Source organism: Gordonia aurantiaca, from assembly GCF_039939235.1.
Taxonomy (GTDB): domain Bacteria; phylum Actinomycetota; class Actinomycetes; order Mycobacteriales; family Mycobacteriaceae; genus Gordonia.
The window spans coordinates 972,006-985,254 of sequence record NZ_JBDUUF010000001.1; the positions used below are offsets into that span (position 1 = coordinate 972,006).

10 protein-coding genes are annotated in these 13,249 nt (G+C 67.5%); 5 read left to right on the forward strand and 5 right to left on the reverse strand.

Features of this window, described 5'->3' with window-relative positions:
- Window positions 1-4: 4 nt before the first annotated feature.
- From ABFT43_RS04470 to ABFT43_RS04480, 3 genes are all read left to right on the forward strand, one after another.
- A complete protein-coding gene (locus tag ABFT43_RS04470; protein ID WP_347959154.1) occupies window positions 5-544 on the forward strand; it encodes a hypothetical protein in 540 nt (179 codons plus the stop codon).
- A gap of 20 nt (window positions 545-564) precedes the next feature.
- On the forward strand, window positions 565-1,098 hold the full coding sequence (locus ABFT43_RS04475) for a hypothetical protein (protein WP_347959155.1): 534 nt from the start codon (window positions 565-567) through the stop codon (window positions 1,096-1,098).
- Window positions 1,099-1,316: 218 nt separating this feature from the next.
- A complete protein-coding gene (locus ABFT43_RS04480; protein WP_347959156.1) occupies window positions 1,317-2,156 on the forward strand; it encodes a Mesocentin in 840 nt (279 codons plus the stop codon).
- Between the two features lie 89 nt (window positions 2,157-2,245).
- Here ABFT43_RS04480 and pgi read toward each other — a convergent pair whose 3' ends face one another.
- From pgi to ABFT43_RS04495, 3 genes are all read right to left on the reverse strand, one after another.
- On the reverse strand, window positions 2,246-3,943 hold the full coding sequence (gene pgi, locus ABFT43_RS04485) for a glucose-6-phosphate isomerase (RefSeq protein ID WP_347959157.1): 1,698 nt from the start codon (window positions 3,941-3,943) through the stop codon (window positions 2,246-2,248).
- Window positions 3,944-4,027: 84 nt separating this feature from the next.
- Window positions 4,028-4,387 carry a chorismate mutase gene (locus ABFT43_RS04490; protein WP_347959158.1) on the reverse strand — a complete coding sequence of 120 codons (360 nt, stop codon included), beginning with the start codon at window positions 4,385-4,387 and terminating at the stop codon, window positions 4,028-4,030.
- 91 nt (window positions 4,388-4,478) lie between these two features.
- Entirely contained in the window at window positions 4,479-5,336 is an 858-nt protein-coding gene (locus tag ABFT43_RS04495) for a PASTA domain-containing protein (RefSeq protein ID WP_347959159.1), read from the reverse strand.
- Window positions 5,337-5,581: 245 nt separating this feature from the next.
- Here ABFT43_RS04495 and ABFT43_RS04500 point away from each other — a divergent pair, with 245 nt between their 5' ends.
- Window positions 5,582-7,375, forward strand: a complete 1,794-nt coding sequence (locus ABFT43_RS04500) for a hypothetical protein (protein WP_347959160.1) — start codon at window positions 5,582-5,584, stop codon at window positions 7,373-7,375.
- 18 nt (window positions 7,376-7,393) lie between these two features.
- Here the strand turns inward: ABFT43_RS04500 and ABFT43_RS04505 are convergent, their stop codons facing one another.
- Window positions 7,394-8,950: a hypothetical protein gene (locus ABFT43_RS04505; protein WP_347959161.1), complete on the reverse strand. Its 1,557-nt coding sequence runs from the start codon at window positions 8,948-8,950 to the stop codon at window positions 7,394-7,396.
- Between the two features lie 210 nt (window positions 8,951-9,160).
- On the opposite strand from ABFT43_RS04505, the gene ABFT43_RS04510 reads away from it, so the two are divergent.
- Entirely contained in the window at window positions 9,161-11,674 is a 2,514-nt protein-coding gene (locus ABFT43_RS04510) for a UvrD-helicase domain-containing protein (protein WP_347959162.1), read from the forward strand.
- Between the two features lie 127 nt (window positions 11,675-11,801).
- On the opposite strand, the gene ABFT43_RS04515 is transcribed toward ABFT43_RS04510, so the two are convergent.
- Complete coding sequence (locus ABFT43_RS04515) at window positions 11,802-12,947, reverse strand: M23 family metallopeptidase (RefSeq protein WP_347959163.1); 1,146 nt, start codon at window positions 12,945-12,947, stop codon at window positions 11,802-11,804.
- Between the last annotated feature and the right edge of the window lie 302 nt (window positions 12,948-13,249).

Genomic DNA, 13,249 nt, shown 5'->3' on the forward strand with positions numbered 1-13,249 from the left:
CGGGATGTTCTCGAATCGGGCACCGGCGCACCGCTTGTCCGCGGCACTGGTGTGTGCCGGCCTGTCCCTGCTGGGCGTGGTCGGTTGTGCAACCGATCCCGCGGGAGTCACGCGGAGCCAGACCACGTCGACGCCGACGTCGCCGACCGTCGCCAAGGTCGTGACCGCCGGCCCAGCCCGCGACATCGGGCCCGTCGCACGCCGATTCCCGATGCTCGCCGATGGTTCCGTCGACGGTTGGGCCGCCGGCACCGTCGGTGGCGCTCCGGGCGCACCGGACCGTGTCCCCGGCCCGACGACCCACTGGTTCGACGCGATCGTCGACGTCGGCACCGCACAGGTCGCGGCCTGGGCAGAGGCGTACGGCGCAGGCGCGGTGCCCGATCCCGGCACGGTCGCCACCGAACTCGCCCCTTTCGTTCCCGCCGGAGGCCTCCTGGGGAGTGCGAATCTCGACGCCGCGTTCTCGTCGGCACAGTGGACGGCGACCGTCTTTCTGTCACCGACGACAGGCCGCGTCGTCGTGCTCGGTATCCACGACTGACCTGCGTAAGGTGACTGTCCGTGGCGAAGAAGCAGGGGCAGATGGTGGCGTCGGGCGCGTTCCAGGTGTTCGGCAGCAAGCGCAGCGACCAGGTGAGCGAGTTGCTCGGCGAGGTCTTCGGGCGTGACGACGTCGAGGCGCTGGCCGCCGACTGGCGCGGCGTCGTCTACTTCACGCTGGCCGAGGACGAGACCATCGATCCCGAGACCGTGGTCGGATTCGATCCGTCCAGCGGCAGCTCCGGTGAGCTCGCCACCGTCGACGAGGTGCTCGAGGCGGTCCGGACCGGCGAGGTCGCCGATGCTGTCGACGTCGCCAGCTTCGACGCCTGGCGCACCGCGACCGGCACCCGCTCCCTCGACATGGGCTCCTGCGTCCCGCCCGCGCTCGTCGAGTTCCTCGGCGGCGATTCCTCCGAAAGGGTCGTCGAGCCGGAGGATCTCGTGACCTACGTGGCCACTTCCGCCGCCATCATGGGGCGCCTGGAGGAATTGGGGGTCGAGCCCGGCGACGAGATCCCCGATGAAGTTTTCGACGAGAGCTACTGGCAGTAGGCAGCAGCGCACCGAGACCACGCCGGGCGTAGCAGCGCCGGATGTGGCAGCACCGGACGAAGCATCACCGATGAAGCTGCGGTAGTCGGGAAACCGCACAGCAAGGAGCAATTCCTGGCACCGGTCGGACCAATTTTGCGTCGAAATGCCCTTGCGTCCGCCTTGTCCGTGTTTTGATACCTGCGATCTACCGTTTCGAGTGTTTCGGAGGTGTCGGGGTGAAACGGATCTGGGCGGCTCTGGCCGCCGTGTTCACTCTCTGTCTCGTCGTCGCCGGGTGTTCGGGTTCGGGTGGCTCGACCGACTCCGCGTCGTCGTCGAGTTCGTCGGTCAGCAACGTCGCGAAGACCGGAACATGGGACAAGGAGGGCAAGCCGGTCAACGGGGGTCCTGCGGGCGCCGACGGCTCCACCGGCAACAACCTGACCAAGGATTACTGCGCCCACAACGTCGATTCCAAGTGCCCCAGGGGAAGCTACCTGGGTGCGCACGTCGCCGCGCACGAGAAGAGCGGTTTCTGGGATGCGAACGGAAAGCCGGTGAACGGCGGTCCCACGGGCGCGGACGGCTCCACGGGTAACAACCTGACCCAGGAGTACTGCGCTCGCAACCAGGATCCCGCGTGCCCCAAGGGCAGCTACGTCGGTCCGAACGCGATCCGCAATCCCGACGGCAGCCACTCGTTCGTCAAGTGTGAGGGCACCGTCTGCACCAATCCCAATCACGGTGGCGGTGAGGGCACCGGCGCCTGGGACGCCAACGGCAAGCCGGTGAACGGCGGCCCGACCGGTGCGGACGGCTCGACGGGCAACAACCTGACCCACGAATACTGTGCGCAGAACGAGGATCCGGCCTGTCCGCACGGAACCTATGTGGGACCCAACGCGATCAAGAGCCCCGACGGCGCGAATCGGTACGTCCCGTGTGAGGGCACCGTCTGCACCAATCCGAACCACGGCGGGGGCGCGGCGTCCGACGACGACTCCGACGGCGACTCGGGCGACGACCCCGACGATGCCGATCAGGCCCCGCCGAGCACGGAGGCGGGTGGCAACTGAACCGGCCGGAACACGGTCGTGACGCATCGGCCGCGGCGAGTGTCGTACTCGCCGCGGCCGGTTCGTGTGGGCGGTCTCGATGCCGTTGGTCAGACAGTGCGTCCGCGGTGCCTGCGGTACCAGGCGACCAGCTCGTTGGTCGACGCGTCGTCGTCGGCGGTCGGCGCGTCGGGCTGGGTGATGGTGCCCAGCAGCGCCTTCGCCTGCGTCTTGCCGAGTTCCACGCCCCACTGGTCGAAGGGGTTGATGCCCCAGATCGAGCCCTCTACGAACACCTGGTGCTCGTAGAGCGCGATCAGCTGGCCCACCACCGACGGGGTCAGCTTGGGTGCGAGGATCGACGTGGTGGGCCGGTTGCCCGGCATCACCTTGTGTGGGACCACGTGCGGCGGAACGCCTTCGGCGGCGATCTCGTCGGCGGTCTTGCCGAACGCGAGGACCTTGGTCTGCGCGAAGAAATTGCTCATCAGCAGGTCGTGCATCGACCCCGAACCGTCGGGCGAGGACGGCAGGTCGTCGGTGGGTTCGGCGAAGCCGATGAAGTCGGCGGGCACGATCCGCGTGCCCTGGTGGAGTAGCTGGTAGAAGGCGTGCTGGCCGTTGGTCCCAGGTTCGCCCCAGAAGATCTCGCCGGTGTCGGTCGTGACATGGTGTCCGGCGGCGGTGACCGACTTGCCGTTGGACTCCATCGTCAGCTGCTGGAGGTAGGCGGCGAACCGGGCCAGGTCGTTGCTGTAGGGGAGCACCGCACGGGTGCCGATGTCCCAGAAGTTGTTGTACCAGAGGCCGATCAGGCCCAGGATCACCGGCGCGTTGCGCTCCAGCGGTTGGGTGCGGAAGTGTTCGTCGACGATCCGGAAGCCCTCGAGGAACTCGGCGAACCGCTCCTTGCCGATCGCGGCCATCACCGACAGGCCGATCGCCGAGTCGACCGAGTAGCGGCCACCGACCCAGTCCCAGAACCCGAACATGTGGGCGGTGTCGATCCCGAACTTCGCCACCTCGTCGGCATTGGTGCTGACTGCAACGAAATGCTTTGCCACCGCTTCGGTTTCGCCGCCGAGGGCGTCGAGGAGCCAAGTGCGGGCGGCGGCGGCATTGGTCAGTGTCTCGAGGGTGGTGAAGGTCTTCGAGGCGATGATGAACAGTGTGGTCTCGGGGTCGAGCCCGTCGAGGGTGGAGACCAGGTCGGCCGGGTCGACGTTGGAGACGAAGTGGCACTTGATGCCGCCGTCGACGTAGTGGCGAAGCGCTTGATACACCATCACCGGCCCCAGGTCGGAACCGCCGATGCCGATGTTCACGACATCGGTGATGCGTTTTCCGGTGTGGCCCTTCCATTCTCCGCTGCGGAGGCGGTCGGTGAACTCGCCCATCCGGTCGAGGACCTCGTGGACGTCGCCGACCACGTCCTGGCCGTCGACGACGAGCGTCGCGTCCTTGGGCAGCCGCAGCGCGGTGTGCAGGACCGCACGGTCCTCGGAGGTGTTGATATGGGCGCCGGCGAACATGTCGTCGCGCTTCTCCTCGAGCCCGACCTCGCGGGCGAGGCTCATCAGGAGTTCGAGGGTCTCCCGCAACACGCGGTGCTTGGAGTAGTCGATGTGCAGATCACCGACATCGACGGTCAGGTCGTGACCGCGCTCCGGGTCGATCGCGAACACCTCACGCAGATGCATCGCGTAGACATGCGGCTGATGGGCCGCGAGAGCTTGCCAGGACTGCGTCGCGGTGATGTCGCCGTGATCAGTGCCGGTGAAGTCGCTTCCGGGTGCCTGCGTGCTCATGACAATCAACCCTATGCGGTCGGAGTCCCCGTCGCGACGCTCGTCACACCCCTGGGCGCAACTTCACAAATCCGGCGCGGTCGGTCAGCGACCCAGCGGGCCACGGCCGAGGCGCAGCAGCAGCATCGCGAGGGTGTGGCCTTCCTGGCCGAGGTCGGCGAACCGTTCGAGGACCTTCACCTCACGGCTGTGCACCAGGCGCGGGCCGCCCGACGCCATCCGGGCCGCACCGATCTTCTTCGACACCGCGCTACGACGTTTCACCGCGGCGAGGATGACGGCGTCGAGACGGTCGATCTCGAGACGCAACTGCTCGATGTCGTCGGGGAGGTCGCCGACATCGGTGGTGAGGTCGTACTTCTCGAGGTCGATCGTGTTCTCGAACGACGTCCCCTCAGGCTGCTGGGATTCGTCGGATTCGGAACTGGGGCTGCGATCGGTCACGGGCCGATTTTGCCACGTCGCGGATGCACGGCGTCATGTGCCTGCGCACGTGCCCGGTTCCGACGGAGCAGCTTTTCGTGTGGACTCCTGTTCAGGCGGCGATGAACGGTGCCTCGACACCGGTTCCCGCGTAGATCACCCCGAGGGCGGCGTTGTACTTGGTGCGATTGTCGTCGTACAGCTGCCGGAACCGTCGCATCGTCGCCGCGTCGTCGGACCCGATGAGTGCGATGAGGGTCTGGGACGCCTTCTTGAATCCGACGACTGCTTCTTTGAGACGGTCGGTCGGGTCCTCCAGATGGTCTGGGTTGCCGACGTCGTCGAGGAGCCGTTTGTAGGTGTCCATGGTGTTGTTGAAACCGGTCGTGTACTCGATCACAGCACTGTCGGGTTCCGTGCTGACTTCTGCGGCAGCAGCAAATCGGGGGAGTTCGTCGATCGCGGCTTTCCCGATTCTCGCCGCCGGATCGATCGCATCGACGTACTCCTTGGTGACCCCGAGGTTCTTCTCTGCGCTCTCGGCGCGCTTGCGTTCCTCTACGGCCCTCGCCTCCGCGTGTTCCTGTTGCTCTTCAGCACGGCGTTCTCGTTCCTGCTGGGCCACAGCGGAGTCTGCGGGTACGAGCTCGAGGAATCGGTCATCGGAAGGCTTCGCGACGCGGAGCGTGATCTCGGTTGTCGGTGGCACCGTCACGTCGACAGGTTCCTGTGCGACGACCACCCAGTTCGATTCCTGCCAAACCGCCCGTTCCTCGACGGCATCGACCACCTTGATCTTCTGTGCGCCCGCGCGGGTCAGCGTGTTCTTGGCCTCATCGAGTCCGAGGTGGACCACGCTCGGGACGTCGAGCGGCCCTTCCGAACATCCGGCGGTGAGGATGCAGAGCCCTGTCAACAGGACCAGTACGGCGACCTGAAGCGAGTGCGGCTGACCGGCGCGGCGACGCATGACACCAACTTTCGAGACCTCGAGCGTGTCCGCTCGTAGACGGTGAACTGTTGCGTCTGCCTCGCTGGCGGAGAGTGAGTGTCCGCGGGATGACGGCGGGACGCTGACCAGAACGTACCGCAGCCGATGTCTTGTACACGGCGGTTGTTCGAGCATGTGTCTCGATCGACGGGCTATCCACCTCTGAGGTCGGGCGACAACCCTGCTGATGCGGTCTGTCGTCCGTTCCGTGGACACTGGAGCCCATGCTCAACGCACGGACGATGACGATGATCGCGGTGTCACTGATCGCCGGGCAGTTGCTGATCAGGGGGTGGGTGGTCGCCACGGGCGACTTCTACTGGGACGACCTGGTGCTGATCGCGCAGGCGTCGTCGAACCCGATCCTGTCCTGGGATCACCTGGGGCACAGCCACGACGGCCACTTCATGCCCGCCGCGTTCCTGGTGGCCGGGATCTCGACCTGGCTCAGCCCGCTGAACTGGGTGCTGCCGGCGATCACCCTGCTGTTGTTACAGGTCGTCGCCTCCTTCTGCGTGTGGCGGATGATCCGCGTCATCGCGCCCCGGGCACGGGCCGCCGCGATCGTGGCCCTGGCGTTCTACCTCTTCAGCCCGATGACGGTGCCGGCGTTCGCGTGGTGGTCGGCGGGACTCAACACACTGCCGATGCAGGTGGCGATGGCGTGGGTCGTCGCCGACGCCGTGCTCCTCGCGCGCGATGACGTCGACGGACCCCGACGTCGCGTCGTGTGGATTCGTTCGACCGTCGTCTTTCTCGTCGGGCTGGCGTTCTTCGAGAAGTCCTTGTTGATCCTGCCGGTCGCCTTCATCGCCGCGGTCCTGGCCGCAGGGGCGGATCGTCGGGCGGTCGGACGTGTCGTGCGTGGCGGACGAGAACTCTGGACGGCGACGTCCGTGCTGTTCGTCGTGTGGACCGCGATCTACTTCGCCACCGCGGACCCCGGTGACGGCGAGCACTCGATCGCGCAGACCGCCAGACTGGTGTGGGGTTCGGTGAACCGGGCGATCGTGCCCTCGCTGGTCGGCGGTCCGTGGGAGTGGGACCGCTGGACGCCGAGCCCGCCGGTCGGCTTCCCGGCGACGTGGATGATCGTCGCGGGCTGGACGGTGCTGGGGGCCGTCACCATCTGGGCCGTCCTCCGGCGCCGCGGCGGACCGGCGATCGTCGCGTTCGGGTTGATCTACGCGGTGGCCGCCCAGGTCCCGATCATGTGGAACCGGTCGAGCCCGGAGACCGCCCTCGTCCTCGCGCAGCACATGCGCTATCTCCCCGACACCGCGCTGGTGCTGACCATCGTGATCGCGTTGCTGGCGGGTGCCCCGTCGAGGATCGCCTCGCCTGCATCCGCGTCGCCGGCGCGGCAGGCAGCGGAAACACTGCTCGCGCCCGTCGCCGGCGCGCTGGTTCTCGTGTCGGCGGTCGTGTCGGTCGCGTCGTTCTCGGCGTCGTGGCGGGACAACCCGACCGGCGCCTACCTCGCCACGGCCGTCGCGGCCCTGCACGACCATGCCGACACGGCATTGCTCGACCAGTCGGTGCCGCTGGAGATCCTGCAACCGGTCGTGTACCCCGACAACCAGATCAGTCGCATCTTCGGCCGCGTCGAACCGCGACCCCGGTTCGCTGCCGGCACCGACCGTCTGCTCGTCCTGGACACGGCGGGCAACCTGGTTCCCGGCGGCGTCACGCAGCGCCGCCACATCGCCGAGGGGCGGGGGAGTTGCGCGCGACCAGAGGTCGACGGCCCGACCCGCCTGGCACTCGACGGCCCGCTGTTCCGCTGGCCGTGGACCATCGCGCTCGGTTACTGCGCCACCCGCGACGGCGAGATCGAGATGACACTCGACGACGGCGAGTCGGTGCGGGTCCCGGTGCGTGCGGGGTTGGGTGCGATGTACGTCCGGATCGACGGCGCGGGCGACGCCGTCACCGTGCGGCCGCTGACCGCCGGATTGCGGCTGCACACCGGCGCGGGCCGGGTCGGCGAGGCCGTCGAGGCGCGCTTCGCCGGATGACGGGTCCGGGGCGGCCGGTCAGTCGAGCTGGACCACCTCGATCTTGTCGTACTGTCCCGCGGACACCAGCAACAGGCGCAGGGCCAGCGCGGTCTCCGGTTCCTTGACCAGGTAGACGACGTCGGCGTCGCCGGCTGCCTTGACCTGCTCCTCCATCTGCTTCCTGAGGACCTCGGTGCCGTCCCAGCTCGGATCGAAGCGGCCGCCGACGATGTGCTCCTTGTAACCCGGACCGAACGTCACGTTGAGGCTGCCGTCGACACCGATCCCGTCGAAGAGGTAGTCCCCGCGCTTGACCGCGTAGTAGCTGGGCAGGCCGGTGATGGACGTGCCGTACGCCGCCTGCTCCGGGCCCTTGTTGCCCGTCCGCACGTAGATGACCTCGGAGTTGGTCTTCTTCTCGTTGTCGTCGATGTAGCGGTTCAACTGGGACTCGGTGTAGTCGAGGAAGCCCAGGTAGGTGACGTCCGACTTGGGGCGGATCGACGTGTCGGGCGGCAGGTTGGTCGCCGTGCACCTGGTGAGGGCGGTGCGGTTGAAATCCACCCGCACCACGGGTTTGCACTCGCCGCCGACCGCGCCGGCGGGCCGGTTGCCGACCTCGAAGTTCAGTGTGAACCCGTAGTTGAAGTGACCGGTCACATCGTTGACGTAGGTGTTGCCGTACACCGTGAAGTCGTAGGCGCATGCGACGGTGGTGCACTGCCCGACCAGCTTCGAGCTGATCACCGGCGGCTTGGGCGCCAGTCCCGGCGAGGGCACCGAGAGCAGGTCCCCGACCAGGCCGCGCTGGTTGGCGAACACCTTCTGGGCCTGATCGGCCGACTGCAGGTTGACCGATGTGTCGTAGTCGTAGGTGACCGCGCCGCGCGTCAGTTGGCCCTTGACGTGGGTGACGTTCTTGGAGCCCGGGTCGTAGGTGACCTCCCACTTGCCGATCTTCACCTTGTTGTCGCCGATGAACTCGATCGGCGGGTCGCTGGTCGGCCAGCGGCGCGCGTCGGGGGTGCCCTTGCTGGGTGAGGGCAGTTCGGCCCCGAGCTTCTGCTCGGAGTCGGCCTCGACGTTTGCGATGCGGGCCGCGAGGTTGTCCGGGCCCAGGGCGGTGCCGAGACCGGGGAGGCTCGTGTATCGCGTCGACGCCCACTTGTTGTCGAGCGGGTTCATGTCGAGGTTCAGCTTCTCGTCGGCGGTGAGCAGCTCGTTCCACAGGGCCAGGGGAGCACTGAGGAACGGATTGTTGCCGACCTGCCGGTACTCGCCCTTGTTGGGGCCGAGGGTGATGGTGCCCTCGGCGGTGTTCGACGAGGTGACGATGAGGTCCTCGAATTCGACCGTGCCCTCGCCGCGGGAGTTCTCGTACTTGTAGCCGAGCTTGCCGGTGTACTTCGCGGCCGGACTCGTCGCCATCTTGAACAGGACCTCGTCGAGGCTCTTCTGCGCGCGGAATGCCGCGGTCGGCTCGGCGGTGCCCGCCGAGCCGAAGGGGATGAAGGACACGATGAGTGAGACGACGAGGGCCAGGGCGCCCGCCCCGAGCGCGATCGCTGCGGGGACGATGGACGGTCGTTTCATTGCGTGGCCTCTTTCGGTCGTCGAGGCACGCTTCCGCAACGCACGGGCGCCCCCCGAGAGCCAGTGATACCGGGTCATCGTAGCCATGAGCGCCGACGCCACGGGTGTCGACGCTCCGGGCGGTCCCCCGATCGCACGACCGGCTCCGCGGGTGCCGTCGAGCACGGCGTGCGGGGCGGTGTCGGCCGGTGCGGGTAGCCTGAACTACCGATGAACAGCTCTTCACCCGCCCCTCTGCTCACCGGTCGCACCTCGTCCTCCTCATCGGGGGAATCCTCTGCCGACGACCGGGTCGAGCGCCTGCTCGACGGTCTCAACCCGCAGCAGCGCGCGGCGGTGCTGCATGCCGGTGCCCCGCTGCTGATCGTGGCCGGCGCCGGCTCCGGAAAGACGTCGGTCCTGACCCGGCGCATCGCCTACCTGCTCGCGGCGCGCGACGTCACGCCCGGCCAGATCCTGGCGATCACCTTCACCAACAAGGCCGCCGCGGAGATGCGTGAACGCGTCATCGACCTGGTCGGCCCGCGCGCGGCGTACATGTGGGTGTCGACGTTCCATTCCACCTGCGTCCGCATCCTGCGCGCGCAGTCGGGGCTGCTCGAGGGGATGAACTCCAACTTCTCCATCTACGACGCCGACGACTCGAAGCGGCTGTTGGGCATGATCATCCGCGACCTCGACCTGGACCCCAAGAAGTTCAGTCCGCGTGGCGTCGCGGTGGCGATCTCGAACTTCAAGAACGAGCTGGTCACGCCCGAGGGTGCCGCGGAGGCCGCCGGCGAGGACGACCTCGCCGCCAAGACCATCGCCCGCATCTTCGCCGAGTACCAGCGGCGGCTGCGCGGGGCGAACGCCTTCGACTTCGACGACCTGATCGGCGAGACCGTCGCCCTGCTGCACAATCACCCGCAGGTGGCCGAGTACTACCGGCGCCGGTTCCGCCACGTGCTCGTCGACGAGTACCAGGACACCAACCACGCCCAGTACGTCCTCATCCGCGAGCTGGTGGGCGAACAGACCACGGCGAGCGGGCTCGAGCCGTCCGAGCTGTGCGTGGTCGGTGACGCCGACCAGTCGATCTACGCGTTCCGCGGTGCGACGATCCGCAACATCGAGGAATTCGAGCGCGACTTCCCGAACGCCGAAACCGTTCTGCTCGAGCAGAATTACCGCTCGACGCAGACCATCCTGTCGGCGGCCAACGCGGTCATCGCCCGCAACCCCAACCGGCGCGAGAAGAAGCTGTGGACCGACTCCGGTGACGGCGACCCTATCATCGGCTACGTCGCCGACTCCGACCGTGACGAGTCGACGTTCATCGCCAAGGAGATCGAGGAACTCACCGACTACTCGATCGGCGGGTCGTCGAGCTACAAGTACTCCGACATCGCGGTCTTCTACCGCACCAACACCGGTTCGCGTGCGCTCGAAGAGGTGTTCGTCCGGCACGGCATCCCGTACAAGGTGGTCGGCGGCACCAAGTTCTACGAGCGCAAGGAGGTCCGCGACATCGTCGCGTACCTGCGAGTGGTCGCGAATCCCGACGACTCGGTGAGCCTGCGCCGCATTCTCAACACCCCGCGACGCGGCATCGGCGATCGTGCCGAGGCATGTGTCGCGGTGCACTCGGAAAACACCGGGCGCACCTTCTACGAGTCACTGATCGACGCCGCCGAGGGCAAGGTCGCGCTGCTCAACACGCGAGCGGTCAAACAGATCGCCGGGTTCGTCGAACTCATCGAGGGACTGCGCAACGACTTCCTCACGCATTTCGGCGAGTCCGACACCGCCGATGCCGACACCGTCGTCCTCGACGCCACCGAGGAGGCCGCCGACATCGGTGAGCTCGTCGACGCCATCGTCGAGCGCACCGGGTATCGTGCCGAACTCGAGGCGTCGAATGATCCGCAGGACGGTGCGCGCCTGGACAACATCAACGAACTCGTCGCCGTCGCACGGGAATTCAGCGCCGACGCCGCGCAGGCCGAGCTCGAGGCCGATGACGATGACGTCGAGGTCGACCGCGAGGGCGAACCCGAACCGGGATCGCTCGCCGCGTTCCTCGAGCGGGTCTCGCTCGTCGCCGACGCCGACCAGGTGCCCGACGAGGGCGAGGGCGTCGTCACGATGATGACGCTGCACACCGCAAAGGGCCTGGAGTTCCCGGTGGTGTTCGTGACCGGTTGGGAGGACGGGCATTTCCCGCACATGCGGGCACTCGGCGACCCCAACGAGCTCAGCGAGGAACGCCGCCTGGCCTACGTCGGCATCACCCGTGCCAAGCAACGCCTGTACCTCACCCGTGCGGTCACCCGCGCGTCGTGGGGGCAGCCGGTGTCGAATCCGGAATCGCGCTTTCTGCAGGAGATCCCGCAGCACCTCATCGACTGGCGCCGCCTGGAGCCGCGTCGCGGCGCGCGCGGATTCGGCGGCTCGACCGGTGGTGTCTTCGGTCGCGATGGAGCCTTCTCGGATTCGGGGTCGTCGTTCGGTTCGGCGTTCGGCAAGGGCCGGGCGTCGTACTCGTCGGACCCGGCCCGTGGCCGGAACAAGAAGGTGAACCTGGAGATCGGCGACCGCCACAATCATCCGAAGTACGGTCTCGGCAAGGTCGTCGCGAAGGAGGGGAGCGGTGCCACCGAACGCGTTGTCATCGACTACGGCGGCAGCGCCGGAAGGGTCACGCTGCTGACGGCCGGCGGCATCCCGGGGGAGAAGCTGTAAGCCTCGTTTTTCTGATCATCGCCGTGCGCCGGGAGTCGATGTCGCCCCGCGACATCGATCCGAAGGTGGGCCAGGGAACCGGGTCGGGTCGCCGACCCCTTCCACGGCTCGGGAGTGCGGAGTGGATCTAGCCGGTGTAACCGGTCATCCTGACGCCCTTGGACGCCAGCCACGGCACCGGATCGATCTTGGTGGTGCCGTTCTTCCACACCTCGAAGTGGAGGTGCGGGCCGAACGAGAAGCCCTCGTTGCCGACCAGGGCGATGACGTCGCCCGCGGTGACGTGCTGCCCCTCACGGACGAGCACGCCCGAGCCGGACATGTGGCCGTACATGGTGACGGTGCCGTCGTCGGCGCGGATCTGGACCCAGTGGCCGTAGCCGGAGGCCGGCTCGGCCTTGATGACGACGCCGTCGGTGACGGCGTGGATGGGGGTGCCCAGCGGGGCGGCCATGTCGATGCCGCCGTGCATGGTGCCCCAGCGCATCTCGAAGGCAGAGGTGAACGAATACTGGCCGAGCGGGATCGGCGAGGTGAAGAGCGGACGGCGGGCCAGCGCCTCGCGGCGGGCCTCGTCGGCGGCCATCTTCGCGCCGACGCTCAACTGCTGCCCGAAGACGTCCATCTGGTCGGTGGCCGGGGCGGCCGCCGCGACACCGGGACCGAGGTCGACGGGTGCGGTGGCGTCGTTGACGGCGGCGGCGTTCACCGGGGCGGTGTCGGTGGCCTCGTCGGTGCCGCTGCTGCCGACCTGGGAGACGGCGGCCACGGCGGCGCCGGCGGCCATCGCGAGGAGTGCGGCGCGACCGCCCTTGAGGGCGTTCGGCGGGGCCGCGACGCGATGCTTGCCGCCCTTGCGGGGACGACGGCCGGCGGGATTCGTGCGGAACGGGAGCGACTCGGACTCGCGGGCCGCGGAGAGATCGGCCTCGTCGTCATCGAGCATGTCGAGTTCGGCGCCCTCGACGTCGAACGGCTCGTCGTGCTCGTACCGGTCGAACTCGTGCTCGGGGATCAGGATGTCCTGGGTGATCTCCGAATGGGTGGGGCGGTAGTAGCCCTGCCACGTCGACGGAGTCCAGGCAGTGTCCTCGTCGGCTCGGGTGTCGGCGGCCTCGAAGGCGAACTCGTAGTCGCTGAGGTCGTAATCGGAGTCGGTGTCGACAGCCGGGATGATGGTGGTCATCTCCTCGGCCGTGACGTCATCGACCAACCCGCCCGATCGGACGCGGCCCGATCCGCGTGAGACACCCGGTCCCGCCAAATCGTCCACCTCATCTCTTCGCTGCCGCGGATTCGAAGTTATCGTCCGTAATCCTTTTGTGACCAACCGCTGAGAGCCGACGGTAACGAAATGATTGCGGCAAGTCCAACGATGGACCGACATGAACCGCCAAATTGTGACTCGGGTCACACGGTCTGCTGCGTTCGCCACGGTGTCGAATCTCGGATGCGTCAGCCTTGATCGGCCGACGGTCCGGCTCGTCGCCGCGATCGATTCTCCACCCCTCCGACGCGGCGTCGGGCACCGGGGTGGATGTGCGATGAACGCCGCAGGTGAGGCGTAGTGCGAGG